Annotated in this window: 23 protein-coding genes and 1 pseudogene; 10 read left to right on the forward strand and 14 right to left on the reverse strand. The window is 44.7% G+C overall.

What is annotated here, in order from left to right; all coding sequences use genetic code 11:
- Positions 1-287: 287 nt before the first annotated feature.
- From F7D20_RS09630 to F7D20_RS09645, 4 genes are all read left to right on the forward strand, one after another.
- Positions 288-1,322, forward strand: a complete 1,035-nt coding sequence (locus F7D20_RS09630) for a helix-turn-helix domain-containing protein (protein ID WP_158463857.1) — start codon at positions 288-290, stop codon at positions 1,320-1,322.
- Positions 1,323-1,516: 194 nt separating this feature from the next.
- Positions 1,517-2,155, forward strand: coding sequence for a hypothetical protein (locus tag F7D20_RS09635; RefSeq protein ID WP_158463858.1), 639 nt, complete (start codon positions 1,517-1,519; stop codon positions 2,153-2,155).
- A 185-nt stretch (positions 2,156-2,340) separates the two neighbouring features.
- The gene (locus tag F7D20_RS09640; protein ID WP_158463859.1) at positions 2,341-2,769 is read left to right on the forward strand and encodes a hypothetical protein; all 429 of its coding nucleotides are present in this window, start codon (positions 2,341-2,343) and stop codon (positions 2,767-2,769) included.
- The gene (locus F7D20_RS09645; RefSeq protein WP_158463860.1) at positions 2,766-3,389 is read left to right on the forward strand and encodes a YiiX/YebB-like N1pC/P60 family cysteine hydrolase; all 624 of its coding nucleotides are present in this window, start codon (positions 2,766-2,768) and stop codon (positions 3,387-3,389) included. The genes F7D20_RS09640 and F7D20_RS09645 overlap by 4 nt, the downstream gene beginning before the upstream one ends.
- Before the next feature lie 107 nt (positions 3,390-3,496).
- Here the strand turns inward: F7D20_RS09645 and mutS are convergent, their stop codons facing one another.
- On the reverse strand, positions 3,497-6,160 hold the full coding sequence (gene mutS / locus F7D20_RS09650; RefSeq protein WP_158463861.1) for a DNA mismatch repair protein MutS: 2,664 nt from the start codon (positions 6,158-6,160) through the stop codon (positions 3,497-3,499).
- Positions 6,161-6,392: 232 nt separating this feature from the next.
- Here mutS and F7D20_RS09655 point away from each other — a divergent pair, with 232 nt between their 5' ends.
- The 3 genes from F7D20_RS09655 to F7D20_RS09665 all read left to right on the forward strand — a co-directional run bounded on the left by F7D20_RS09655 (position 6,393) and on the right by F7D20_RS09665 (position 8,994).
- Positions 6,393-8,240 (forward strand): calcineurin-like phosphoesterase C-terminal domain-containing protein, encoded by a 1,848-nt coding sequence (locus tag F7D20_RS09655; protein WP_158463862.1) that lies wholly within the window; start codon positions 6,393-6,395, stop codon positions 8,238-8,240.
- A 163-nt stretch (positions 8,241-8,403) separates the two neighbouring features.
- Entirely contained in the window at positions 8,404-8,565 is a 162-nt protein-coding gene (rd, locus tag F7D20_RS09660) for a rubredoxin (RefSeq protein WP_158463863.1), read from the forward strand.
- A 54-nt stretch (positions 8,566-8,619) separates the two neighbouring features.
- Positions 8,620-8,994 carry a desulfoferrodoxin gene (locus tag F7D20_RS09665; protein ID WP_158463908.1) on the forward strand — a complete coding sequence of 125 codons (375 nt, stop codon included), beginning with the start codon at positions 8,620-8,622 and terminating at the stop codon, positions 8,992-8,994.
- 70 nt (positions 8,995-9,064) lie between these two features.
- Here F7D20_RS09665 and F7D20_RS09670 read toward each other — a convergent pair whose 3' ends face one another.
- Genes F7D20_RS09670 through F7D20_RS09685 form a run of 4 tightly spaced genes read right to left on the reverse strand, consistent with a single transcriptional unit; the run spans position 9,065 to position 13,182 of the window.
- The gene (locus F7D20_RS09670) at positions 9,065-10,909 is read right to left on the reverse strand and encodes a sulfatase-like hydrolase/transferase (protein WP_158463864.1); all 1,845 of its coding nucleotides are present in this window, start codon (positions 10,907-10,909) and stop codon (positions 9,065-9,067) included.
- A gap of 35 nt (positions 10,910-10,944) precedes the next feature.
- Positions 10,945-11,487 carry an RNA methyltransferase gene (locus tag F7D20_RS09675; protein WP_158463865.1) on the reverse strand — a complete coding sequence of 181 codons (543 nt, stop codon included), beginning with the start codon at positions 11,485-11,487 and terminating at the stop codon, positions 10,945-10,947.
- Positions 11,480-11,917 (reverse strand): SufE family protein, encoded by a 438-nt coding sequence (locus tag F7D20_RS09680; protein WP_158463866.1) that lies wholly within the window; start codon positions 11,915-11,917, stop codon positions 11,480-11,482. Before F7D20_RS09680 ends, F7D20_RS09675 begins: the two co-directional genes overlap by 8 nt.
- Positions 11,917-13,182, reverse strand: a complete 1,266-nt coding sequence (locus tag F7D20_RS09685; RefSeq protein ID WP_158463867.1) for a peptidase U32 family protein — start codon at positions 13,180-13,182, stop codon at positions 11,917-11,919. The genes F7D20_RS09680 and F7D20_RS09685 overlap by 1 nt, the downstream gene beginning before the upstream one ends.
- 319 nt (positions 13,183-13,501) lie before the next feature.
- Here F7D20_RS09685 and F7D20_RS09690 point away from each other — a divergent pair, with 319 nt between their 5' ends.
- Together F7D20_RS09690 and F7D20_RS09695 are read left to right on the forward strand one after the other, a co-directional pair.
- Positions 13,502-14,548, forward strand: a complete 1,047-nt coding sequence (locus F7D20_RS09690) for a plasmid recombination protein (protein ID WP_158463868.1) — start codon at positions 13,502-13,504, stop codon at positions 14,546-14,548.
- 544 nt (positions 14,549-15,092) lie between these two features.
- Entirely contained in the window at positions 15,093-15,503 is a 411-nt protein-coding gene (locus F7D20_RS09695) for a hypothetical protein (protein ID WP_158463869.1), read from the forward strand.
- Positions 15,504-15,822: 319 nt separating this feature from the next.
- Here the strand turns inward: F7D20_RS09695 and F7D20_RS09700 are convergent, their stop codons facing one another.
- The 9 genes from F7D20_RS09700 to F7D20_RS09740 form a co-directional block, all read right to left on the reverse strand.
- Positions 15,823-17,160 carry a TolC family protein gene (locus tag F7D20_RS09700; RefSeq protein ID WP_158463870.1) on the reverse strand — a complete coding sequence of 446 codons (1,338 nt, stop codon included), beginning with the start codon at positions 17,158-17,160 and terminating at the stop codon, positions 15,823-15,825.
- A gap of 19 nt (positions 17,161-17,179) precedes the next feature.
- Positions 17,180-18,295 (reverse strand): efflux RND transporter periplasmic adaptor subunit, encoded by a 1,116-nt coding sequence (locus tag F7D20_RS09705; protein ID WP_158463871.1) that lies wholly within the window; start codon positions 18,293-18,295, stop codon positions 17,180-17,182.
- 55 nt (positions 18,296-18,350) lie between these two features.
- Positions 18,351-19,598 carry an ABC transporter permease gene (locus F7D20_RS09710; protein ID WP_158463872.1) on the reverse strand — a complete coding sequence of 416 codons (1,248 nt, stop codon included), beginning with the start codon at positions 19,596-19,598 and terminating at the stop codon, positions 18,351-18,353.
- 57 nt (positions 19,599-19,655) lie between these two features.
- Positions 19,656-20,939 carry an ABC transporter permease gene (locus tag F7D20_RS09715; protein WP_022251249.1) on the reverse strand — a complete coding sequence of 428 codons (1,284 nt, stop codon included), beginning with the start codon at positions 20,937-20,939 and terminating at the stop codon, positions 19,656-19,658.
- An 88-nt stretch (positions 20,940-21,027) separates the two neighbouring features.
- Positions 21,028-21,738, reverse strand: coding sequence for an ABC transporter ATP-binding protein (locus F7D20_RS09720; RefSeq protein WP_022251248.1), 711 nt, complete (start codon positions 21,736-21,738; stop codon positions 21,028-21,030).
- A 20-nt stretch (positions 21,739-21,758) separates the two neighbouring features.
- On the reverse strand, positions 21,759-22,634 hold the full coding sequence (locus F7D20_RS09725) for a GIN domain-containing protein (RefSeq protein WP_194253542.1): 876 nt from the start codon (positions 22,632-22,634) through the stop codon (positions 21,759-21,761).
- Between the two features lie 44 nt (positions 22,635-22,678).
- Complete coding sequence (locus F7D20_RS09730; RefSeq protein ID WP_158463874.1) at positions 22,679-23,059, reverse strand: GntR family transcriptional regulator; 381 nt, start codon at positions 23,057-23,059, stop codon at positions 22,679-22,681.
- An 18-nt stretch (positions 23,060-23,077) separates the two neighbouring features.
- The gene (locus tag F7D20_RS09735; RefSeq protein WP_158463875.1) at positions 23,078-23,938 is read right to left on the reverse strand and encodes a hypothetical protein; all 861 of its coding nucleotides are present in this window, start codon (positions 23,936-23,938) and stop codon (positions 23,078-23,080) included.
- Positions 23,939-24,017: 79 nt separating this feature from the next.
- The gene (locus F7D20_RS09740) at positions 24,018-24,836 is read right to left on the reverse strand and encodes an ABC transporter ATP-binding protein (protein WP_158463876.1); all 819 of its coding nucleotides are present in this window, start codon (positions 24,834-24,836) and stop codon (positions 24,018-24,020) included.
- 588 nt (positions 24,837-25,424) lie between these two features.
- Between F7D20_RS09740 and F7D20_RS13290 the strand changes: the two are divergent.
- Positions 25,425-25,517: pseudogene (locus F7D20_RS13290) on the forward strand (Arm DNA-binding domain-containing protein); the annotation flags it as partial.
- Between the last annotated feature and the right edge of the window lie 98 nt (positions 25,518-25,615).

A 25,615-nucleotide genomic window follows, 5' to 3' on the forward strand; every position in this document is an offset into this window, starting at 1 on the left:
CTTTCATATTTCGAGGGATTTCTATTGCCCCAATGATTAGAAAAATCTGTCCTTTTTTCTTTTCGTAAATCCTGCAAGATGATATGATGAAAAGAATGAGGATAAAAAGAACACAAGTAACGATACCAAGGGGATAGTATGGTAACAAACGAAAGCAAAATTCCCCCAATGACGACTTCATAATGAAAGAAAGATTGAATAAAAAAAGGACTAAGAGATAATTATTCAAATAAAATGTGTATATTTGCGGTAGACTTTGCTCTACAACCTAAACAGACAATAACAAAATGTTGCACACCATTTATTTCATTTACGGACTGTGCGTCATGTTCTATTTCATGATGTCATGGCTCTTCTTCCATAAGGACAAAGAACTACTATCAAGACTCGTGGCAGTCTTGATGCTGGTTATCGGTGTGCAATGTTTGAAGAATCTATATTTTATCAAACCCATAAACGATCCTAACGAGATAAGATGGATGATGACAATAGCTTCCGACGTGGTGGCAATCCCTTTATACGCCTTTATCCTCATCGAACTATGCAGTCCTACAAGCCTCACCCGTCGTACTATCATCTTGCATGAGCTACTATTTATAGCACCTTTTGTCCTCTTCATCTTGACCAAAAATGTCTTATTCTATTACGCTGAGGTGTTCGAAACATTCGCTTATGGCCTTTATTTTACGATATGGGGAATCATCGCCATTCCCAGATACAACAGAGAACTAAAACAACGCTTCTCCTACACCAAAAACATCAATCTAAACTGGTTGCGCGCCATATTTCTGTCATTTGTATTTATCTTGATACTCTGGATAGCTAACAGCATATATGCAGATTATATCATCGAAGCACTATATATGAGCATTTCTTTGGTGGTATGGATGTTCATAAGCTACTATATCTATAAACACGAGTCAGTGCTTGACGAACTATCTGACAGTCAATATATTGACATGCAAGATGACACTGCAACCATCACAAAAGACACCCAAATCGGAAAACGCATAGCCATTCTTTTCGAAATAGAAAAGGTTTATCTGAACCCTAACCTCAAAGTATCAGACATAGCTGCAACCATAGGCACCAATCGCACCTACGTCAGTGCATACTTCAACAAAGAAACTCAATGTACCTTCTACGACTATGTCAACAGATTCCGCATCGAATACGCCTGTAAGCAACTTGACTGTACGGACGACAAAATCGTTCAGATAGCTGAGACTTCTGGATTCAATAGTGCGCAGGCTTTTATCCGTGTTTTCACCAAGATAAAAGGAATATCTCCCAGCAAATATCGTAAAGAGAGAAACAGATGATTCGCAATGTATTTAGAATACGTTGCGAATCGTTTTTTTACGCATTGCCACCTCTATTTACCTTTTGCAAAGAATAATTTGAGAGATTGTTAACTATCTTTCTTCGTTTATTCCTAAATTTGCAAAAAGATGAAAACATAAAAGTCATCTATATTACTAATAATCAATTAATCAATCATCTAACTACAAAGCTTATGAAGAAAATGAAACAAATGGCACTTGCAGTCTTGTTGATGCCACTCTTATTTGCTTGCTCAGGAGGCAGTTCGACCGACACCAACCTGTATGGCTCTCTACCAGAGAAATATGAAAAGTTTATGCAGGAAAAAGCTGATCTGAAGAAACAGGCCGAGAACATCAAGACAGAAGCCGACAAAAAGGAATTGATCGAGAAATCGGAAAAGATGCAAGCGGAATGGAAAGTAAAGATCGAAGAATGTGCAAAAACTCTCAATGGCAAACCTATCAAGGTAGAGAAATGTGATTTCACAATAACAACTCCCCTCTCATTAGAGTTTACAGACTTCTATAGCAACTCTAACTTGACGCCATCATTCAAGATAAATGGTGAAGCTACAGCCACATCAGACATGAAGACAGGCAATGATTTTGTCCTCCCAAGCGAGAATGTTTACCTCGTAGGGTACAACACTGAAGGTCAGGAGGTTTACAAGACCCTGGTAGGCAACATTGCAGCTGAAAATGTGGATGGTAAGGCATTTGTAAAAGCTGGCACACCCGTGGAATTTAAAAAGTTAAAATTCAGTAAGTCAGACATCGAAAATGGTTGCAAGGATGCCAAGACCTACAAGTTGGAACTTAAACGCCTCTAATAAATAATCCAAGTTTCGCAAGTTCAGAAGTTAAAGGAGTTATCGCTCCCTACGGTCGCTGAGGAGTAAAGACAATAGACTTTTTGGCGCAGTTTTAAAGTAGCAAGACATACGTCTTAACTTCCTCCTTAATTCCTTTAACTTCCTGGTATGCGAAAGTTCAGTAAATAAAAAAAAAGAAGATTATGGAAGAACTCATAAAAACCATCAAACAATATAAAGGAATCGCTATAAATGCCAGCGCAGTCCTTATGTTTATATTCTTCGGATTCGGTTCTGTACTTGACGTGATGGGGAAAGTCCAGATGAACGGATTGAACTTGTTGTTTAAAGGCAGTAAATTAGGTTTTCACTGGTTTTTAGCATTGTTAATATTATTAGTTCCGATACTGATAGTATTAGGCAAATCTGTAAAACTGAAGTTTACTGGCAAGATGAATGAGAACTACTACACCATATGCTTCGTAGTAGGATTCATCCTCTGCGCTGTCTTTGGCTTAACACTGAAAGATCAAGTCAGTTTAGCTTGGGGTGGTTGGCTTTATATGGTGACAGCCGCAGTAGGCATCGCTTTATGTAATATCGAAAAATTGGCAAAAAACAAAACAGAATGATAAAATCGAAAAGGCGCTTCTACTATCTTATCGGCTGTGGAAGCACCTTATTCTTTCTGGCTATCGCAGTCTGGATAGGTATATGCCTGCTCAACCGCCCTCCCTATCTCATGCCCGACACAACAAGGTTTGAAACAGGTGATATCTTTTTCAGCGTGGGTGACTCGTGGGAATCGGTAGCTGTAAGGGCACTATCGGGTACCAGATCCCTTGAGGTGGCCGACTCTACCCCATCCCATTGCGGCATAGTCATCAGGTATGACGATGGGGTGAAGTTAGTTCATGCCTCTACTGTAGCCAAAAAGATCGTCATGGAAACAACAGAAGAATATCTACGCAACAACGGCTCATACTGCATCTATACCAGGAAGGCTCCCTGTAGAGTGGACACCCTGGCCATCAGAAAAACCGTAGAGGCATTGGTGTCGAAAGGTGTGCCTTTTGATTTCAAATTCGACCATACAACCCCTGATGCCCTCTACTGCACAGAGATGGTGGTAAGCGTATTTGAAGCCAACAATTACTTCTGCTTCTCCAAGTTACGTAAACATAGCTATATGTATCCCGTCGATCTTTTGACTCTGATTGCTCTGCAGGAAGAATCAAGTAAAAAACACTAAAGCCATTAATGGTAACAGAAGATGACAAAACTCGTTGTCATCATACATGATAACAGAAAAAAAGCAAGTAGGGTGTGTCATCCTTTTTGATACACCCTACTTGATAATTATCTTCCCAACAATATCTTCTTGATATCGTTGAGCTTATTCAATGCCTCTACCGGGGTAAGATTGTTGACATCCAAACCGAGGATTTCATCACGTATCTGCGTCAACACAGGATCATCAAGCTGGAAGAAACTGAGTTGCATACCCTCCTTCTGCTCATCAAGATGCTTTACATTAGGCTTGCCTGCACCCCCTACTCCCGCATTATCATCTTCCAACTGTTTCAGTATCACGTTGGCACGATTTACAATGCTTCTGGGCATACCCGCTATCTCAGCTACATGAATACCGAAAGAATGCTCACTTCCACCTGGTTCCAACTTGCGCAGGAAGATAACTTTTCCGCTCACCTCCTTCACACTCACATTGAAGTTTTTGATACGCGCGAAGTTCTTCTCCATCTCGTTAAGTTCATGATAATGAGTGGCAAAGAGTGTACGCGCCTGAGCCTTCTTATGCTCGTGCAGATACTCCACAATGGCCCATGCTATAGAGATGCCGTCATAGGTGGAAGTACCACGTCCCAATTCGTCGAAGAGCACCAACGAGCGAGGCGATACATTATTCAAAATGTTAGCAGCCTCTGTCATCTCCACCATAAAGGTAGACTCTCCCAAAGAGATATTGTCGCTGGCTCCCACACGGGTGAAGATCTTATCCACCAAACCTACTCTCGCACTCTCAGCAGGAACAAAACAACCCACTTGAGCCAACAGAACTATCAAAGCCGTCTGTCGCAACAGAGCCGATTTACCAGCCATATTAGGACCCGTAATCATCATTATCTGCTGTTTCTCTGTATCAAGCAACACATCATTAGGCACATATCTTTCCCCTAATGGCAACTGGGTCTCGATAACAGGATGACGTCCCTGCTTGATGTCGAGCACCTGCGAGTCGTCTATCACAGGCCTTACATATCTGTTCTCGTCCGAAGCCTTTGCAAACGACAACAGACAGTCCATTCGGGCTATCAGGTTGGCGTTGATCTGTATTTGTGGAATATATTCCTGCATGGCAACAATCAGCTCATTGAAAAGCTGCGTTTCCAAGATCAATATCTTCTCATCTGCACCGAGAATCTTCTCCTCATATTCCTTCAGTTCCTGGGTGATGTAACGTTCTGCCTGCGCCAGAGTCTGCTTGCGAATCCAGTCTTCAGGCACCTTGTCCTTAAAGGTATTACGAACCTCGAGATAATAACCAAAGACATTGTTATAGCCCACTTTAAGGCTCGATATACCCGTCTTCTCTATCTCCCGCTCCTGTATCTTGAGCAGATAGTCCTTTCCATGTCGGCTGATAGCACGCAGGTCGTCCAGTTCGGCATGATAGCCATCGGCTATAACATCTCCCTTATTAACCAACTGAGGCGGATCGGGCTGTATCTCCTTGGCGATGCGTTCCCTCAGCGTATCACACAGATTGAGTTGCTCTCCCACTCGTCTCAAAGCCTCATTCTTGGCATGCTCGCAAGCTGTCTTGATAGGCCGAATGGCTTCCAGGGCATGCTGCAGCTGCACTACCTCACGTGGAGAAACTCTGCCCACGGCAACCTTGGAAATAATACGTTCCAGGTCGCCTATGCGATGCAGCTGTTCATCCAGTAGTTGACGGAATTCTGGCTCTTTGAAGAAATATTCCACGATGTCGAGTCGCTCATTGATAGGGCGTACATCCTTCAAAGGGAATACAAGCCATCTGCGGAGCATACGTCCACCCATGGCCGTTACCGTGCGGTCGATAACATTCAGCAGCGAAGAACCATCCTCCTGCATCGGAGCTACAAGTTCCAAACTACGTATGGTGAAGCGGTCCATGCGTACAAACTTGTCTTCCTCTATGCGCGAGAGGGCCGTGATATGGTTAATCTGGGTATGCTGAGTAATCTCAAGATACTGCATGATGGCACCGCTGGCGATAACACCATTCTTCAGGTGTTCCACACCAAAGCCCTTCAACGACTTGGTCTTGAAATGCCCCAACAGTTTCTGGCGAGCTGTCTGTTCTGTAAACACCCAGTCGTCCAGTTCGAAAGTACAGTATTTGGTACCGAAAGCCTGCTCAAACTTCGACTTCATGGCACGGTCATAAAGCACCTCTTTAGGCTGAAAATTTGCCATCAGTTTCTCCACATAATCGGGAGTTCCCTCTCCTGTCAGGAACTCTCCTGTAGAGATATCGAGGAAAGCCACACCGCAGGCCGCCTTTCCGAAGTGCACGGCAGCAAGAAAGTTGTTTTCCTTGTAGTTCAGCACATTATCGCCCATGGCCACACCCGGTGTCACCAGTTCGGTAATGCCACGCTTCACCATCTTGTCCATCTGGCTCAGTCCTTTCTTGCCCTTTATTTCCTGACGCTTCTTCTTAGGGTCTTCCAGCTGGTCGCAAACAGCCACGCGCTTACCAGCCCTTATCAACTTGGGCAGATAAGTGTCGAGAGCATGATGAGGGAAACCAGCCATCTCTGCTCCACCTGCCGAACCGCCATTGTTACGACGTGTCAGCGTGATGCCGAGAACCCTGGAAGCCTCTATCGCATCCTCGCAATATGTTTCATAGAAGTCGCCACATCTGAAGAGCAACAATGCCTCGGGATGCTTTGCCTTCATCTCGAAAAACTGCCTCATCATGGGCGTCAGACCTTTATCGTTGTTTGCCATTGTTTATTTTCTGTACTAATTTATTTGTCCCGAAACGGCTATACCATGACTTTTCCAGCCGTATCATCAGAATTGCAAAAATATGAAAAAATGAGGAGAAAACAAAATGATTCTACATTAATTTAATGTTTTTTTGATGGAAAAGAGCTTCCTTTTGAACGTTTTCGATAATAATTACGTACTTTTGTATCGAAAAGTTGAGTTACGAAAGAAGACCAACAGAAAAGCAAATATGACAAAACGACAAACATACATCATAGCTTTAGCCATCACTTGCTGCATACTTGTGGCAATAGGCATGACTTTACACTTTGGCAGAAAAGCCTCTACACCACCCGCCCCCACTCCTAAACCCAATATCGTGGCAAAGGAAAAGCCACAGCCCAAAGACACCATTAAGAAGGTGAAACCTGTAGTCAGAAAAACAGACTACACCATCAGCGGAACTCTTACCGACGAGGAGGGGAACGGAGTGGCCGACGTCATCGTCAGCGATGGCTACACCTGTGTGAAAACCGATTCTACAGGCAGATACAAGATGAAGCGAGACAGTCTGGCACGGTTTATATACTATTCTGTTCCAGCCGATTGCGAGGTTCCCACCCATTCTGATACCGACCGCACGGCTTGCTTCTATCAGGCTGTCAAAGCTAAAAAGAAGATATACGACTTTACGCTTACCCGCCTGCCTTATGGCAAGGAGAGGCAGTATAAGATGATCGTTATCGGCGACCCGCAGGTTACCAATGCCATCAGCCCCTATTACGACTCGCCAGACGACAATCCCATCAAGAAAAGCGACGTAGAACGATTTACTACCCAGACGATGCGCGACATCCGACAAACTATCAGAGACCAGAAACCCGGTACACCCGTCTATGGACTCAGTATGGGCGATGATGTACAATACTATGGTGGCTACAATCCACAACTGGAACGTCAGATTCGCGAGGCTTTAGGCTCGTCAGAGATGCGACTCTTCTCCGTTATAGGCAACCACGACCAGGACGGAAAGTCACTCTACAAACGCAAATGGGAGGAAAACTTCGGACCTACCGACTATTCCTTCGACCGTGGCGATGAGCACTATGTATGCATCAACAATTGTTTCTTCACCAAGGGCAAGGCCTATTATTCGCCTGGCGAACTGCACGCCTCGCAGATGCGATGGCTCAAACAAGACCTCGCGCTCACCCCCAAAAATAAGAAGGTAATACTTTGCTACCACATTCCATTCACCTTTGGCAACGCCCCCTACAGAAAGGCAAAACCCGTTGGCATAGAGAGCGAGAAAGGACACTTCACGTCTTCCCGCCTGTCGTCGCTGCTTGCTCTTTTAGAATCATTCGAGGGAGGATACGAACTCTTCTGCGGTCACACCCACTTTGCCTGCAACCATGAGATAGAATATGAGGGACGCCATGTCATGGAGCATTGCCATGCTGCCGCCTGCGGAAACATCTGGCAGTCGAACGTAAACATCTGCGGAACGCCCAATGGCTATTATGTCTATACCTTCGAAGGCACCCACCTCGCCGACTGCTACTACAAGGGCACATTCTGGAAAGCCAACAAGCAGATGACACTCTTTCGTGCCGAAACCAACTTCAATCAGGAATCATACGCCGACGATTGGAACCTGCCATCAAAAAAGAATGTACTGATAGCCAATGTGTTCAATGCCGACAGCCGTTGGAAGATATATGCCATCGAAGACGGCAGACAATATCCCATGCACCGCATCAGCAGCAAGGGACAGGATGCCTTTGCCACGGGTTATCACCACAAGTACAGCAAATCGGTATCCTACTGGTTCGTCAGCAAGCAGAATGGTTACCTCATCATGAACCACCTGTACTATTATGAGCCCAAGAATCCCGATGCCCATATCACCATCAAGGCGATCGACCCTTATGGACACACCTATACGGCCAGCAGTTCTGACGTCATCACCGAACCCTTTGCCAACTTCGCACACTACTACAAGAGCGAATACAAAGAAGTTAAGAAGCAGAAGGAACAGATGCGCAAAGATTCGCTCGAAACAAAGAAAGAAGACCATGCCAATGCAATACAGTAATCTTATCGCTTTGACTTAAAAGAACTTACATTTAACATCATTTGCACAGAATAATTTGGAACTTATCCAAAAAAGTTATATATTTGCCACATCTATCCATCATCATCATGATGAATAGTGAAAGTAATTAACCTTAAAAAATAACTTTTTAAAACGAAACATTATGAAAAAGTATGTATGTGATGTATGTGGCTGGGTGTACGACCCAGAAGTAGGCGATCCTGAAGGCGGTATAGCACCAGGAACAGCTTTCGAAGACATTCCCGACGACTGGGTTTGCCCTCTGTGCGGAGTAGGCAAAGACGAGTTCAGCCCCATGGACTGATATGAGTCACTAACCCACTCATTCTTTTAACTTTTTTATATAGGAGGAAACATGATGACTAAAACAAGACAAGTGTACCGCTGCCCTATCTGCGGCAACGTAGTAGAAGTATTGCACTCAGGAGCCGTTCTGAGTTGCTGTGGACAACCCATGCAGTTGATGGAAGAAAACGCCACCGACGGAGCTTATGAGAAGCATGTGCCTGTGATAGAACCTATCGAGGGCGGATATCGTGTAACGGTAGGAAGCGTAGAACATCCGATGCTTCCCGAGCACTATATCGAGTGGATAGAATTACTCACCCCTACCGATGTGTTGCGCCATGAACTGAAACCAGGCGAGAAACCCGAGGCTATATTCATGACAGACGCCACCGAGGTGACTGCCCGCGAATACTGCAACCTGCACGGATTATGGAAAGGAAAATAAATCATTTCATTGATACTAAAAAGGACCATGAGCACTCATGCTCATGGTCCTTGTTATTTTTTACCATCACTTACTTGAAAAAGCGATTCAGCTGTTTCATAGCCTTATCAAACTGCTTGGCAGGCAACACATAGTTCTTCACAGGATTCATCTTGGCATCATAGACATCAAGAGAACCCTGAGCAGTCTTCTCTAAAATACTGTCTTTGCCTATGATGAAAGCATAGTTCAGATTGCTTCCCACCACATGCCACAGACGCGGAGTCTTATCGGTCATCAGCCGACCCATAGAATAGTCGTCTGTAGGATTCTTCACACCCAAATATTCTTTCATCAACGTAGGAACCATGTCATAATGAGTAGTACGATGTGTGTACTTATGTGCCTGTTGTCCAGGAACATGCCATATCATTGGCACTCCTATCTGATGAACTGAGAAATTGCTGTTATGTCCCCAGTAGTTGCGATGATTCTCATTGAACTCCTGACTGTGGTCGCCTGTCAGCACAACGATGGTATTATCCATAAGTCCCTGTTTTTTCAAGGCCTCAAACACCTTGCCCAACAGCAAGTCGTCCTGATAGCAGGTGTTGCGATACAGGTTCCAGAAAGGAGTTGGGTCCATATCGTTGTTAAGCTTGGTATAATCGGCAAACGCCCATGCTGGTTGGAAATGTTTGTTCTTGTCGGCTGGCAACTCAAAACTATGGGGTAGGTCGAAGAAGAGGAACGAGAAGAAAGGCTTTTTCTTGTCCTTTCTGCCTTCCATATCGGCAATAAACATATTGGCCACTCTCGTATCACGCTCCAAGGCAGTATTGCCCTTGGTCTCGGTGTGTATGCCGGGCACACCTCCAAAGATAACTCTTCCAAAAGGAGGGTCTGCCCATGTAGCACTGGGATAAGTCTGAATGTCGTAGCCCAGAGCTTGCAGTCTGCGGATAAGCAATGGCTGGACACGAGCCGGCTCAAAACTCTCCCAATAATAGCACGACAAACCAAAGAAGAGACTGAACACACCACTTCGCGTACCATTGCTGCCACTCACATGATTGGCAAACCATTGATTCTGTTCAGCAAACTGATAGGTATGAGGCATACATTCTGGAGTAAGTGCCCTGCGATTCCATGAATCTAACAAGATAACCACAATATTGGGCAGAGAATCGGGTTCCACCGTCTCAAGCTGATGTACGGGATACAGCAAGTCTGTACTCTGTCGACCACTGGTCTGCCCCACTCCTCTTGGCTGTTTGCAGCCCCATTTGAGCAACAAACCATTCGAGGTAGTAGGGAAATAATAAGGCAGCAAGGTAGCGCTCTTCATCACCGACTGATGCTGATAGAATGCAGCATAGATATGCCATAGATGAGCATAAAGTGTACAGCCTACGAAAATACCTGCCACCAACCAAACATAAGCTTTCTTCCTCAACAGCCACACGCGATGTGACAGATACCAAACGCCCACTACAATGGCGGCAACGATGGCAAATAGTCCTGCTTCCTTAAGATAAAGCAAGGCATCGAAGTTGAATATCTCTCCTGCTCCCTCACCGAAAACCATACTCAACACAAAGCCATTGATATGGAAATGGTAGATAGCATAAACCTGAGAGTTAAGATAGTTGAGCACACAGAGCAACACCACGCCCACTATCTGCACAACCCTTGCTGTCTTGGGAAAACGGCAGAACAGCACAAGGATGCCCAACAGATAAGGCACCAAGGCAAACTGCGAGGCATGGCTCACACAAGATGCTGCAAAGAAAACCCATCCCTCTAAATCCATATAGTCGAGGATGGGACTACCCACGATGTAGAAGCTAAACTGAATAGCTATCAATATTGTGGAAAAGGCATAAAACAAAAATCCTTGTTTCAGGCCATTTATCAATTGATTCTTATAAGTCATATTTAGGTAAAAAACTTTTTTTCTTCCAAACTTGTCTATAGCTTCAGGAGTTTGGCAAACTCCCATACCACGATTCCTGCCGTAACGCTGACATTGAGCGAGTGCTTGGTGCCAAACTGAGGTATCTCAAGGCAACCATCACTCATATCCACCACGTCCTGCTTTACTCCTTTTACCTCGTTGCCGAAAATAACGGCATAGCCTGTAGAGTGTGAAGTATTATGAGCATCAGGGAGATTCTGCAGTTTGGTAGATCCTTCCACCTGCTCGATACTATATACAAAATAGCCTTTCTCCTTCAATTTCTCCACAGCTTCCTCGGTGGTCTTGAAGTATTCCCAGTCTACGCTGTCCTCTCCGCCAAGAGCAGTCTTGTGTATCTCGGCATTAGGAGGCGTGGCAGTAATGCCGCACAGATAAACACCCTCTACCCTGAAGGCATCGCACGAACGGAACACGCTTCCCACATTATACAAAGAGCGTACATCGTCGAGAACCACTATCAGGGGCAGTTTCTCTGCTTCCTTGAACTCCTCCAGCGTGAGGCGGTTCATCTCTATCGTTCTTAACTTACGCATTTCCCTCTGCTTCCTTTGTTTTATAAGCCAAGGCGTACATACGTATCTGCTTGATCATGGCCAAGAGACCGTTGCTGCGAGTAGGACTCAAGTGATCCTTCAGTCCTATCTTCTCTACAAAATACAGGTCGGCATCCATGATTTCAGAAGGAGTATGACCGCTCAACACACGTATCAAAAGGGCTATAATGCCTTTTACGATGAGCGCATCGCTGTCGGCTGTGAAGACAAGTTTACCGTCCTTATAGTCACATTGCAGCCACACACGGCTCTGACAGCCGTCGATTAAGTTCTGCTCGTTCTTGTATTTCTCGTCGAGAGGAGTCAGTTCGTTGCCCAAGTCTATGAGCATCTGATACTTGTCCATCCAGTCGGTAAAGTCCTGAAACTCCTCTACTACCTCGTCCTGCAATTCGTTGATTGTTGCCATTATTTTATCTCCTTTATTTCGTTTACAGTTATCAGTTTGTATAGTTTGTCATTAGGGCGCACCTTGCCAGGCACAGGGATAGATACTCTCCAGCCCTGCTTGGCCAGCTCTACAGGTTTCAAATCATAACGGATCTCATCGGCATGGAGATACATCACACCTGTGGTGTTGCCCGTAATGAGCAGTTTCTGTCCCTGCTCAATCTCAGAAGCCTCTATAGCCACCTCTGCCACACCAAGCTTGGAGAAGTATTTCATCACCTTGCCCACGAGCACCTTCTTCTCGGTAGCTACAGAGCCATAGTGCTTATTCCATTCGCCAAGAGTCTGTCCCTGATAATATCCGTCCCAGAAACCGCGATTGAAGACAGTTGCCAGTTTCTCGTCCCAGGCATCCTTCTTCTCCTCGGTAAAGGTTCCGTCGAGCACAGAGGCGATGGCCTCCTTGTAGCATTTCACTACGGTGTATACATATTCTGCACCACGTGCACGTCCCTCTATCTTGAACACACGCACACCAGCATCCATCATACGGTCGATGAAGCGTATTGTCTTCAGGTCTTTAGGACTCATCACGTACTTGTTGTCTATCTCGAGCTGATTGCCTGTTTCATTGTCGGTAACCGTATAGCTTCGACGACATATCTGCACACACTCTCCACGGTTGGCTGAACGGTTGGCATTGGCAAGACTCATATAACACTTGCCCGATACTGCCATACACAAAGCACCATGACAGAACATTTCTATCCTTATCTTCTTACCCATAGGGCCGCAGATGTTCTGTCGTTCTATCTCTTCATGGATATGCTTCACCTGGTCCATATTCAGTTCGCGTGCCAGTACCGACACATCAGCAAAACGGGCATAGAACTTCAGAGCCTCTGTATTGGAGATGTTGAGCTGGGTAGAAAGGTGTACCTCCTCTCCTACCTCATTACAGTAGGCCATGACAGCCACATCGCTGGCTATAACCGCCGAGATGCCTGCCTCCTTGGCTGCATCAATGATTTCTTTCATCGTAGCAATATCATCATCATATATCACGGTATTTACCGTCAGATAGGTCTTGATGCCGTGCTCATTGCAGGTAGCAGCTATCTCGCGCAGGTCGTCGATGGTAAAATGGTTGGCAGAGTGTGAACGCATATTCAACTTGCCAATACCGAAGTATACCGAGTCTGCACCAGCCTGTATGGCAGCAGCCAACGACTCGCGTGAGCCTACTGGTGCCATGACCTCAAATTCTTTTATCTTATCATTCATAAATGTCATTTATTACTTTGCGGCTGCAAAGTTACGCAAAAAGTCTAACTTTGAAAAGCAATTTTGGAGAATTAACGCAACAAAATGCATAGATAAAGGCATTTCGAGGAAATACGAAGCAATACGGTCGGGAGGCTCTACGCAAATCTGGGAAGATTGCGGCAAGAGTTAAGTTGCCAAATCGTAACCCCGTCAATCGACCTCGGAGATTAAGAAATGTGGTGGCTTTTGGCTCTTACAAGGTCGGCAGAAGCCGAACACAGACAGAAACAAAAGACCAAAGAAACAGAATGTCAAACGAATAAATTTTAACAAATAAATGGGATACGCAGTATTACACTTAGAGAAAGCAAAGAGAGCGGACAGCGGCATGTCTGCCCATATTGAGAGAACCATACAATCCAAGAACACCGACCCGACAAGGACACACCTTAACCGTGAACTCATCCAGTTCCCCGATGGTGTTCGTAACCGAACAGTAGCCATCCAGCACCACCTCAATACAGCAGGACTGAAACGGAAGATTGGCAAGAACCAGGTACAGGCCATCCGCATCGTACTCACTGGCACCCATGCCGATATGGAACAGATAGAGCAGATGGCAGCATACGGATTGCAGAGAGGCGTCAAAGGCTCAGAGGCGCAGCACATATCCATGCATGAGTATTACCGCAGCCTCATTGCACAGGGCGAGGACTTGCAGGCGAATATCACACAACTACTGAAAGAACAGGAAAAGGCAAAAGAGGTGATAGCAGAGGCGGAACAGACAAGGAAAGACTTTGCCCGTATCAAGGCAGAGGCTAAGACGGAGGAATTGAAGAACTCCGCCACAAAGACTGCCACCACAGCACTCAACGGACTAAATTCTCTTCTTGGTGACAACAAGGTGAACCGATTAGAGAAAGAGAATGCCCAACTGCACAGGGAGGTTGAAGATTTGAATGAGCAGATTGAAAGGCTACACACCGACATGCAGAAGTTAAACGACAACCATGCAAGGGAACTTAACCGCACCAATGAGAAGCACCAACAAGAGGTGAACAATCTGAAACGCCTTATTGACAAGACTTATAAGTGGTTTCCGAGTTTCAAACGCTTCTTCAATATGGAGCATGAGTGTCAGGATTGTGGCTTCAACATGGAACAGACCAATAAACTGCTATACGGGCATGCAGTCAATTATAGTGGGTGGCTTCATTCAAATGAGTACAGGCGCAACGTTCTTGCCGATAATGTCACGGCACAAGTGATAAGGGATGAGAAGCGTAACTTGTTCCTACATATCAACCAGACACCCATTGCTCAATGGTTTAAGGGGCAATTCGGGATAGGGCAAGAACAACGGAGAGGAATCAGACGCTAACATGGAATAGGGGGCGGAATACTATATCAAGCCCCCTTTCCTTCTTTTCAATTTGGTTTATGTGCCTTTATTTTTCACTTTTTCCTTTGGAATGCCTATTATTTGGGAAAGTTTTTGTAAATTTGGACCGTGTTCTCTTAAGAGGCATAACTTATTGCTCAATTTTCTCTCTCGAATCACCACCTCGGAAAAGAAAACGAGCAAATATCCAAAAACGCAGAGGTCGCGCTCCATAGCGCAGACTTCTCCATAGCGTTTTTGGCTCTTGTAGTGAGCCTGAGAGAGATATGGCGGGGCTGCGCTTTTTTGTGTATCAGCCCACCAGACGAACTGATTAATAGTAACAAATAATTAGAAGTGATGACTTTACACGAAGCAATGATTAAGGCTATAAATGAATTGGGTGGAGGGAAACAACACATCCAAGACGTTACCGATTACATAAATACCCGTCGTTTATATTCAAGAGGTGACAATGCTGTACTACCTGTCAATCAGGTAAGTGCGCGGCTTAGTAGGTACAAAAATATCTTCTGCCGAGCAGATGGATATATTTGGATTAAGGATATGGTATATTAAACTGCTTATGGTTAACGGAAAGCAAATCATCACACGTTGCTTCGCTATTTTAATACTATGTGGAATAATATTGGTTGGAGGCTATGGACTCTATATGTCCTTTAGAGATTTTGACAAGCCTGTTCCCGTAGTGACGAAAACTGATAGTATAGGTCGTCCGTTTGAGATAAACGGATATATGTTTTATCTTCGGAACGATGCCTTATATGATGAGAGTGGAAATATGGTTGCAGACCTATCAATAGAAAACAATAGAACAAATAAAAATGCACAAGCTTCTCCCTCTTTGAAAGATGTACTAACAGAGGGCTTGGGGTACGAAAATAAAGGCTTTGAAGACTTTAGCATTTTTGGATGCTGTAAAGAGGAAGTTTAGAAGCTTTACATCCAGTCGGTCATTAAATCTATGGCATCAGGTAAAACGATTGAGGTTAGCAGATGGGTAACATCCTATACTGAAAATTCCACGCGGACTTATTACAAATATGACTTTACGAACAATACATCAGGAAAATATTGGTATTATAAAGGAACAGACAACACAAATAAATTTGATTTTACTTACACTGCTGATAATAAAAAACTGAAATAACCTACCACCCCCTATGTACTCTTCAAGTTTTTGCTTTCTCTTGGCATATCCCCAACCATTAGAATAAACTCATGCCGAGCATACAAACAGCAAGAGCCTTGACCTAAAAGTCAAGACTCTTGCCACGATAAAAGTCGAGAAGACTATTCTGATAGAGCGACTCATACTTGGCTTGCACCATGTCGCTTTGTGCTTTGAGGAGATTGTTCTTAGCCTCATTAAACTCAGTAATGCTGGCCTTACCATTCTCGTACTTTCCCTGAGTAAGCCGGAAGGCATCCTCATTGCTTGCCACAGCCTGTCGGCTGCTCACATAGCGCGACTCGGCAGCTATGGCATTGTAGTACACCTGCTGAATCTCCTTATAAAGAGATTTCTTGGCATCCTCTAACTTAAGTACCTGATTGTCACGGTCTATACGGGCTGAACGCACACTGTTGCGGGTGGAGAAACGATTGAAGATAGGCACGTTGAGACTCAAACCAAGATACTGACTGAAATTGTTTTTAAGTTGCTTGCCAAACGATTCGGCATCAAAACCACTCGTCTTGTAATAGTTGCTGCCCAGCCCTGCATTGAACGCCAGTTGAGGATAATAAGCCGATTTGGCTATAAGAACAGAATGGTCGGCTCCCTTAACACGCAACTCCTGTGCTTTGATCTCGGGTTTGCTCACAAGGGCATCGGCAAAGACGACAGAGGGAGATGCAGGCACATAAGACTCGGGATTGATATGCGAGGTCTCAGGACGCAGGATAGAGAAGCCATCGGGCGAGGGGAGTTCGAGCAACTGCGACAGGTCGAGTAGGGAGAGCTGGCAGTTGTTGCTGGCTGTGGTAAGCGTAAGCTGGCTCTGCGCCAAAGCAGCTTTCTGCTGAGAGAGTTCTGCCACACTTGCCTTACCGTTCTCTACAATAGTCTGCAGGCGAGCCACTTGCATGGAGTCGATACTCACCTGTCGGCGAGCCACATCGGCTATCTCCATATTATTGAGAGCCTCGATGTATGCCTTGGCCACATTCATACTCAAATCGTTGCGTGCCTTACTCAGGTCGGCATCAGCTGCATCAAGATTGAGTTTGCTAAGACGTATGTTGTGGGTCGTCTTGTTGCCATCGAAGAGAGAGACTGTTGTTCCCAATGAGAAAGAGGTAGAACTGGTGGTACGGTCTTCGTAAGTATTCTGTGCCGTCAGTCCACGACCGAAGGAGATGTTCTCGCCAACCGAGGCATTGAGGTCGGGTAGGCGAGAGTTCTTATTGGTATTGAGCTGCAAAGCCTGCTGCTCGCGTATGTTCTGCATCTGCTTCACTGTGATATTGTGCTCTAAAGCATAGTCGATGCACTGGCGAAGGCTCCATGCCTTCTGTGCCTGAGCCTCGCCCAAAGCAAAGAAAGCCATTGCCGACAATATAGTAAAACGGATATTCATCATTTTCATGCTTTATTTATTAGTATGCTTATTCATCATCCTTGTTGTCTGCCACAATCTCAGGACCTCTCACTCTGTCTTTCAGCGACAAGCCCTTCTTGATCTCAATATTCACGCCGTCGCTCAGTCCTGTCACCACCTGCTTGCGCTCATAGGTTTTCTTCTCACCACTACCCTTGACAATATATACAAAGGTACTGTCGCCACTAAACTCGATGGCACTCTCGGGCACGGTAACAACATTCAAGGCCTTGGCCAGAACTATCTCTGCATTGGCACTATAGCCAGAGCGAATCTTGCCACCCTTGACAGAACGAACAGCAGCCTTCACCTCAAACTGGTTGGCACCATTGTTCTCTACAGCCTTAGGAGAAATATACTCCAAGTCGGCATCAAACTTAAGATCCTGCATGGCACCAATGGTGATCTTCATCGGCATTCCTATAACAAGATTTTCCACCTCAGTCTCGTCGATGTTGCCACGGAAGATAAGGTCGTTCATATTTGCCACACTGGCTATGGTAGTACCGTCATTGAAGGTATTGGAAAGAATGACCGAGTTGCCCACCTTGACAGGAATATCGAGAATAATACCCGAGATAGTGGAACGTATGAGGGTAGAAGAGGCATTGGCATTACTCTTCGACACACCATCACGTACAACTTCGAGAGCATCTTCGGCAGCCACCTTTTCCTCGCGTGCCTGCTTGAGGGCCTGCTTTACCTTGTCGAACTCGTCGGCGCTAACCAACTGCTTCTTATACAGGTTGTCCTCACGTCCGAAGTCTACCTGTGCCTGTTTCAGATTGATTTCAGCCAGTCGCACACGAGCCTGAGCGCTGCTAAGCTGTCCCATATCGGGAATCACCTTTACCTTGGCTATCACCTCGCCAGCCTGCACATAGTCGCCAGCCTCCTTGCAAATCTCGGTAATGATACCGCTTATCTGTGGCTTTACGCTTACCTCGTTGCGTGGTTCTATCTTACCTGTTATGACGGTGGTTTTCAACACATCACCTATCTTAGGTACAAACTCGCTATACTCGGTAGCTTTGGGTTGAGATTTCTGATACAGGAAGACGAATGTCCCTACAAAAATCAAGGCGACAATGGCCGCTACAATCAGTTTGGAATACTTTTTCATATCGTTGTTTTTTTATATTTTCATGATGTAACTTATTGAACTTTAGCTGGATAGTTTATTCATCACGCATAGCATCTACGGGTTTGATACTCATGGCTCGCCAGGCGGGTGCCAGTCCTGCCAAACCTCCAAGGAGACTGATGAGCAGGGCAGAGAAGATGGCCGTCCAGAAGTTGACCTGGAAGTGGGCAGCCAAAATACCGTCTGTGGTATTGGCCAATTCTATCAGCTGCAGGATTGCCACACCGAAGATAATGCCACTCATACCTGCTACAAGGGTCAGGATAATACTCTCCGAGATGATTTGTGACAGTATCATCCTGGGAGTGGCGCCGATGGCACGCCGGATTCCTATCTCGGTGGTGCGTTCCTTTACCGTTACCATCATGATGTTGCTCACACCGATAGCTCCGGCCAACAGGGTGCCTATGCCTACCAACCAGATGAGGAAGTTGACTCCATTAAACAGGTTGTCGAGCATCTGGAAGAGTACCTCGGTATTGAACACCATGAGTCCTTTTTCGTCAGTAGGATCAATGGAGTGGGCACGTGCAACGGTTTCGCGCATACGCTGCGACAACTTGCTCATCACAACACCTTTATTGCCCGTTACGGCTATGATATCGACAGCCGTACCACGATTATAAGCTGTACGCAAGACAGACAGGGGTAGGGTGATAGTCTCGTCGGCCTGTCCTCCAAGGTTCACTCCATTGCCCGAACGGTAGTCTACTCCCACTACGGTATAGTAGGTGGAATCCACCCTGACCGTCTTGCCACATGGGTCGCCGCCACCTGGGAAGAGATTCTTATAGATCTGTTTTCCAATGACACATACCTTGCGCTGCTGGCGCACATCCATATCGTTGATGTATCTGCCATAAAACATCTTTGGAACAGAGACTTTTGCATAATCAGAATTGACGCCCTGTGCGCTGCCACTGAAACTCTTGTCGGCAAAGACAACATTTTTTCTTCCTCCGAAGAGGAGCGGGGTGATGACATCAAGCTCAGGCATCCGCTGGCGCAGTCGTTCCAGGTCTTTTTCCTCCATCTGCCAGGAACGTCCTTTATTGAATCCTTTATAAGGTTTGGTGGTATTCTGTGCCCATATTACTGCGGTATTGGTGGCAAATCCAGAGAAGTTAGCTTGCAGCAACTCCTTCAGTCCCTGTCCACCTCCCATCAGGACAATGAGCATGAACACACCCCAGAACACACCGAAACCTGTCAAGAGACTGCGGCTCTTGTTTCTCGTGATGGTGTCGAGAATCTCCTTATATGTATCTAAATCGAAACGCATATATTAAAGGTGTAAGCCTAATTAAAAATTAAATACTTCACATTAAACATTAAATGACTATTCCGCTCTCAACGCCTCTATAGGACGTATTTTAGCTGCCTTGATAGCAGGTATGAGTCCGGCAATGGTTCCTGCTATCACGATGGTGATGGTGGCTCCGATACAAGTACCTATACCCACTGTGGGGTTGACAAACATGGCTGCTTTGAAAAGTCCCGTATCTACGGTAGTATGACCTATGGTTTTGTCCATCAGCTCATTGGCTGCCACGCCACACACCATACCTATATATCCAAAGAACGAAGTGATGATGATACTCTCGGTGATGATGAGCTTCAATATTGACCAAGGTTTGGCTCCTATGGCCTTACGCACACCAAACTCGCGAGTCCGTTCCTTTACGGTGATGAGCATAATGTTGCTCACGCCCACGATGCCGCTCAGTAGGGTAAAGAGTCCTATTATCCAGAGGGCAGACTGGATGATGGCGATACCCTGATTCATCTGTATATTGTCCAAATAGCGGTTCCACAGCCATAGACTTCGCTCGTCATCAGGAGCTGCCTGATGGTTCTTGTTGATGCTGGCACGATAATTTTTCTCAAAGGCCCGATTGTCTTCCTCACTCTTCATATTCTTGAGAGTAAACTCAATGTCGCCAGCCTTATCGCCCTTGGCATAAATGGTCTTGACGGTATAGAAAGAGGTGAATGCCTCGTTATTCTGTCGCGTCTCATCGTCCTTGTAGATTCCTACCACCTTGAAGGAAAGGTCGCCCAACTTGACATTCTTGCCTACGAGCAACCGATAGTCTTTTACCAGTTCCTTGGCCTGACTACGACTCATCACAACCACCTTTCTGCGCTGCTGCATATCTATTTGATTGATGAATCGCCCTTTCAGCATCTCTATTTTGTTGATTTTGGTATGGGAAGGATAAACACCTGTCAGCGTCTGGTCGGCTATATAGTTGTCGCCATAATTGATATTCACACTATATTGCTGCAACTGTCCGCCCACATCGCCTACCTGATGTGCATAGACATGATCGGTGATGAGCATATCCTTGTCGTTGAGGTCGATAGGTCTTCCTTCTTTCAGACCATTATAGGCCTTCGAAGTGTTCTGTCCATATACTACCATTGAGTTGGCCAGAAATCGGTCACTCTGCTGCAACTGGGCGTTGATGAGCCCATTGCCTGCTCCCAAGAGGAAGATGAGCATAAAGATGCCCCATGCCACGGCAAAGCCTGTAAGCGATGTACGAAGCTTGTTGCGCTTCGACGTACTCCATATCTCTGACAGGAGTGAGGAGTGAAAGGTGAAGGATGAAAATTTCATTTGCATTAATTATTTATAAGTTAGTAAAGCCGAAGAACTATACGAGGAAGTCATTAGAATTCTTCTCTCTTTACTCTTCGTTCTTCACTTACTTGACGTAGTCTTTCGACACAAGATGATGATCCCGGTTGTCCTCTATACTTCCTATGAGTCCATCCTTGATATGTATTACCTTGTCGGTCTCGTTGGCCACACCGCTTTCATGAGTCACCACCACAATGGTCATGCCTTCTTTCTGGTGCAGTTCCTTCAACAGGTCCATCACCTCGACACTTGTCTTGGAATCGAGTGCACCGGTAGGTTCATCGGCAAGGATAATCTGTGGTTTGGTAATAAGGGCACGGGCTATGGCCACACGCTGCTTCTGTCCACCCGACATCTCGTTAGGGTAGTGGTTCGCCCATTGCGCCAAGCCTAACTTGTCGAGATACTGCATAGCCAACTCATGGCGCTTACGGCGACCCACTCCCTGGTAAAATAATGGCAATTCTACGTTTTCTACTGCTGTCTTGAACGAGATGAGATTGAACGACTGAAAGATGAATCCTATCATTTTGTTGCGATATTCAGCAGCCCGAGTTTCGCTCAAGTCTTTGATAATCACATCATTCAGACGGTACTCACCCGAATCGTAATTATCGAGTATACCCAATATGTTGAGCAGGGTAGACTTTCCTGAACCCGATGCACCCATGATACTCACAAACTCGCCACGCTCTATGTCGAGACTGATACCTTTCAGCACATGCAGGGGCTGTGCACCCTGATAGGTCTTATTGACGTCTTTTAAGTGAATCATTGTCTTGAATGGTTTTATATTTATTTGAGTACTTTGAGTTGAGTAGTATCAATGTCGGTAGATCCCTTGTCATTGATACTTATTTGCTTCGTTGTACCCGTTATATCCATATCGGTAGATCCAAACGAATTAACTTTGATGTAGTCACAATCGGCTTTAAGATATGAGTCGAAGCTGCCATAATTGGAAACCTCGAAGTCTCTTCCCTTAAGACCAAAACTGCCGTCAAATGAACCATAATTATTGATAAAGGCAGAACCTGTAATATGCATCATTTTATCAACATCGAAAGAGCCATTATTGTTGATATGTACAGAACCTGCTATATTCATGTCGTTATTGATATCCATTGAACCATAATTGTTGATTCGAAGAGAATCTGTAATCTGCATAGGATTATCAATATCTAAAGAACCATTATTGTCAATAGATACATGGCCAGCCTTCACTGTTCCCTTGTCGTAATCGAACGAACCTTGGTTGGAAATCGCCAAAGACTTACTCTGATTGATGTCGCCATAGAAATCTAAAGCTCCATTGTTGCTGATTTGGTCGATAGAGGGAGCACTGATATAAACCTTAAGACTATAAGAGGAAGTATTGTAGAAATGGGCATATCTGTTCATGATATTCAGTACTCCATCGGTAACCTCAAGTTTGGCCTGTGCTATACATTGCTCGGTGCCTTCCACTGAAACACTATAGGCAGCCGACTGCGTATAGTAAACATCAATACCTATCGCATTGCTGATGGCATGAAAGTCTTTTAAGGCGAACGACTGCTTGATGACTTTCTCGTTATCCAGATGTTTTACTTGTTGTGGAACATTCTGCTTGCTCATAAAATTGACACAACTGGTGAAACTCAGTATAGCAAACAGTGCTGTTATTATCATTTTTGTTTTCATTTTCTTCATGTATTTATGGGGGTTAAAAACTTCTATTGCGGCATTACATCCATCTCATCGAGTTTACTCTGCAAGGCTTCCTTCACCTCATCGAGTGAAATATCAAGCAATACCATCTGGCGGGCCAACTCGGGCAGGCGTTCTTTCATAAACTCCTGCTTGCGAGTCTTCTTGATCTGTCGCTTGGCTCCTGATGATACGAAATAGCCCAGCCCTCGTTTGTTGTAGATGATGCCTTCTGAAGCCAACTGGTCGTACGATTTGACTGTGGTATTGGTGTTTACCTCGAGCAAGACTGCATATTCACGCACACTTGGCACACGCTCGTCTTCTCGATATTTACCTGCCAGTATCTCGTCGCACAATCGTTCGGCTATCTGTATGTATATCGCTTTGTCGTTGCTGAAATCCATAGTTTGTTTTTTATTGTTTTACAATATGTTAAACCACTTGTTATTGATAATCTGCATATGAGTGAAAAGCTTGTAGGCTGCCCAGTAATTGAATGCCGACAAAAGCAGAAGAACCATCACCATAAGCCATCCGAAAGTGTTAGGTTCAATGGATTGGACGAGATGACGCAGTACATCTTCATCCACGAAGGAAGATATCAATGCCATCAGAAACATCAGAATGAAACTGGAGCAAATGGTCAGCAAGGTGGCAGACTTGCGGAAAACAGTGCCTCCCAAAGTAAAGAAGGAATGGGTAAAGATCGTCAACGATAACAAAAGCATACCCACAGGGAAAGTCTGTCCCAACACGCTGGTGCCATTGCGTACTATAAAGTGAGAACTGTCGAAATTATCTTTCAAGAACAACTCTTCAAAAACCGTGCCTACGAGAGAGCCCTGCATGCCTGGAGTAAGAAAGAGGCTGAACACAAACTGAATGATGTCGGCTATTATCCACGAAGCGACTATCATCAAGGATGTTCCTAAAACGGTGTACAGCAAACGGGAAGTAAACTTCTCCATATTGGTGGCTGGCAGCATCAAGAACAAAGAGCGGGAAGCCTTGGTCTTCATGTTAATGAAGATTCTTGACCCACAGAAAAAGAAAATAATGAAACTGATAAACATGAACAAACCAGAAACACTTCCCAAGTATAAGTCCTTCACATCATTATATGTAACATAACCATTGCTTCGCATATTAAACTGATACCAAATACAGATAAAGGAAAATACAAAAGCCAATCCCAAGGTGTTGCGCACATATTTCTTCCAGTTGGATAATGCGTCCCAACGCAAAACCATTGCCAAACGATGAAAATCTAAAACCTTATTCATATTATTGTCTTTTTTTGAACTTTCAAAAGTTCAGAAGTTATGATAATTAAAAAATAAAAATAGAAACCTCACTCTTTATTTACAACTTGCCGTTGATGACTGCATTGAAGAGAAGCTCGAGGTTCATCTGAGTCTCCCGGCTGCCAGCCTTGCGCTTGGCTATCACGGCATTGCCCTGAAGTGTAGGCTCTGCATAGAGTACCGTATCGTCCATTTCTGCAGGTGTGCGGTACTCGAAGGAATAGTCCTCACAAATATCTGCCACCGAGGCATCGAGCAAGAGATTATTCTGATTGAGAATAACAATGTGGTCGAGCAAAGACTCGATGTCATGAACCTGATGAGTAGAGATAATCAACATTCGCTCATCGGTCATATTGTTGGCTATCACCTTGCGGAACTGACTCTTCGATGGGATGTCAAGGCCATTGGTGGGCTCGTCCATGAAAAGGTATTTTGTACCTGTGGCAAGGGCAAAACTCATATAAGCCTTTTTCTTTTGTCCCATCGAGAGTTCGTTCAAATTAAGAGAGAGAGGTAATTCGAAATCCTGCAAACATCTGTCCAACACTTCCTGACTGAAGTTGGGATAGAAGGGACGGTTCATCTTCACATAAACATCGAGCGAAACATTGGGGAGAAAAAATTCCTCTGTCACAATAAAAATGTCGCGAAGTACATCTGGGCGACGATCACATGAAGATATTCCGTCGATAAGAATAGTGCCCTGCTGTTGACGCAGCAAACCACTGATCAGGTAGAGCAGAGTACTCTTGCCTGTACCATTCTTACCTAAAAGTCCATAGATATTATTTTCCTTAAGAGTCATATTGAAATCATTGAACACGTTTCTCTTGACTCCTTGATAATGGAAACTCAAATTGTTTACTTGTATCATAATCAAACCGTTTTAGTGTACTACTTTAATATTACACTGCAAAAGTATAACAAAAAGCAATAGCTTCCAAATTTTCAAGCAATTATTTTTTGCTTTTAACACAACGTTAACTTTTCCACCTTATTTTATAAAGATAATAATATAAACATACTCAAATTCTGAACACTACGAAAGTTTAAATATCTGTCCCACACTGAGATGCAAAGCAATAAGACACCTGTTGCCATCATGGTATCCATTTTTTTAAAAAAGGAATCATACAAAAACCCTTCACCCTTCATCTATCCCTTGGAATCCCCTGTGTTTATCGGGGTTTCAGGGGTTGAATGACACAAATCCACCCTTCATCACCCTTCATCTCCCTTCATTCTCATTGGGTAAGCGCTCCGCGTTTATACATTGCATCGTTCGTTTTGGAGCTGTTATAATGGGAGAGAAATAAGCTTCTCTTAGAGTTGAGGAAGTCTTGTTTGAAAGTTATTTAAGTTTCTATGCAAGCATCATAGAAGCCTTAACTGGGTCATAATAGATGACTCGAATCGGTCATAATAGATGGCTTGGACCGGTCACAATAGATGGCTCGGATCGGTCATGGGACGTGTGACAATCAACGGAACTATCGCACAGTTCAGTTGCAAGCAGAGCGTTACAAAGGCTATCTGGGATGCCGATAGAGAGCGTGAGCAAGATTCTTGTCCTAATTAGGAAAATCTGCTTCGAAATCACTCATTTATTAAACATGTCATATAAATTGAGACACCTTAGCCGTATTTTTGCAG

The organism is Segatella copri, assembly GCF_009495355.1.
In the GTDB taxonomy this organism is placed as follows: Bacteria; Bacteroidota; Bacteroidia; order Bacteroidales; family Bacteroidaceae; genus Prevotella.

Bases quoted from the DNA above. Each gene is read 5' to 3' on its own strand.
- F7D20_RS09630 (WP_158463857.1), top strand. From the start codon at position 288: ATGTTGCACACCATTTATTTCATTTACGGACTGTGCGTCATGTTCTAT.
- F7D20_RS09635 (WP_158463858.1), top strand. From the start codon at position 1,517: ATGAAGAAAATGAAACAAATGGCACTTGCAGTCTTGTTGATGCCACTC.
- F7D20_RS09640 (WP_158463859.1), top strand. From the start codon at position 2,341: ATGGAAGAACTCATAAAAACCATCAAACAATATAAAGGAATCGCTATA.
- F7D20_RS09645 (WP_158463860.1), top strand. From the start codon at position 2,766: ATGATAAAATCGAAAAGGCGCTTCTACTATCTTATCGGCTGTGGAAGC.
- mutS (WP_158463861.1), bottom strand. From the start codon at position 6,160: ATGGCAAACAACGATAAAGGTCTGACGCCCATGATGAGGCAGTTTTTC.
- F7D20_RS09655 (WP_158463862.1), top strand. From the start codon at position 6,393: ATGACAAAACGACAAACATACATCATAGCTTTAGCCATCACTTGCTGC.
- rd (WP_158463863.1), top strand. From the start codon at position 8,404: ATGAAAAAGTATGTATGTGATGTATGTGGCTGGGTGTACGACCCAGAA.
- F7D20_RS09665 (WP_158463908.1), top strand. From the start codon at position 8,620: ATGACTAAAACAAGACAAGTGTACCGCTGCCCTATCTGCGGCAACGTA.
- F7D20_RS09670 (WP_158463864.1), bottom strand. From the start codon at position 10,909: ATGACTTATAAGAATCAATTGATAAATGGCCTGAAACAAGGATTTTTG.
- F7D20_RS09675 (WP_158463865.1), bottom strand. From the start codon at position 11,487: ATGCGTAAGTTAAGAACGATAGAGATGAACCGCCTCACGCTGGAGGAG.
- F7D20_RS09680 (WP_158463866.1), bottom strand. From the start codon at position 11,917: ATGGCAACAATCAACGAATTGCAGGACGAGGTAGTAGAGGAGTTTCAG.
- F7D20_RS09685 (WP_158463867.1), bottom strand. From the start codon at position 13,182: ATGAATGATAAGATAAAAGAATTTGAGGTCATGGCACCAGTAGGCTCA.
- F7D20_RS09690 (WP_158463868.1), top strand. From the start codon at position 13,502: ATGGGATACGCAGTATTACACTTAGAGAAAGCAAAGAGAGCGGACAGC.
- F7D20_RS09695 (WP_158463869.1), top strand. From the start codon at position 15,093: ATGGATATATTTGGATTAAGGATATGGTATATTAAACTGCTTATGGTT.
- F7D20_RS09700 (WP_158463870.1), bottom strand. From the start codon at position 17,160: ATGAAAATGATGAATATCCGTTTTACTATATTGTCGGCAATGGCTTTC.
- F7D20_RS09705 (WP_158463871.1), bottom strand. From the start codon at position 18,295: ATGAAAAAGTATTCCAAACTGATTGTAGCGGCCATTGTCGCCTTGATT.
- F7D20_RS09710 (WP_158463872.1), bottom strand. From the start codon at position 19,598: ATGCGTTTCGATTTAGATACATATAAGGAGATTCTCGACACCATCACG.
- F7D20_RS09715 (WP_022251249.1), bottom strand. From the start codon at position 20,939: ATGAAATTTTCATCCTTCACCTTTCACTCCTCACTCCTGTCAGAGATA.
- F7D20_RS09720 (WP_022251248.1), bottom strand. From the start codon at position 21,738: ATGATTCACTTAAAAGACGTCAATAAGACCTATCAGGGTGCACAGCCC.
- F7D20_RS09725 (WP_194253542.1), bottom strand. From the start codon at position 22,634: ATGATAATAACAGCACTGTTTGCTATACTGAGTTTCACCAGTTGTGTC.
- F7D20_RS09730 (WP_158463874.1), bottom strand. From the start codon at position 23,059: ATGGATTTCAGCAACGACAAAGCGATATACATACAGATAGCCGAACGA.
- F7D20_RS09735 (WP_158463875.1), bottom strand. From the start codon at position 23,938: ATGAATAAGGTTTTAGATTTTCATCGTTTGGCAATGGTTTTGCGTTGG.
- F7D20_RS09740 (WP_158463876.1), bottom strand. From the start codon at position 24,836: ATGATACAAGTAAACAATTTGAGTTTCCATTATCAAGGAGTCAAGAGA.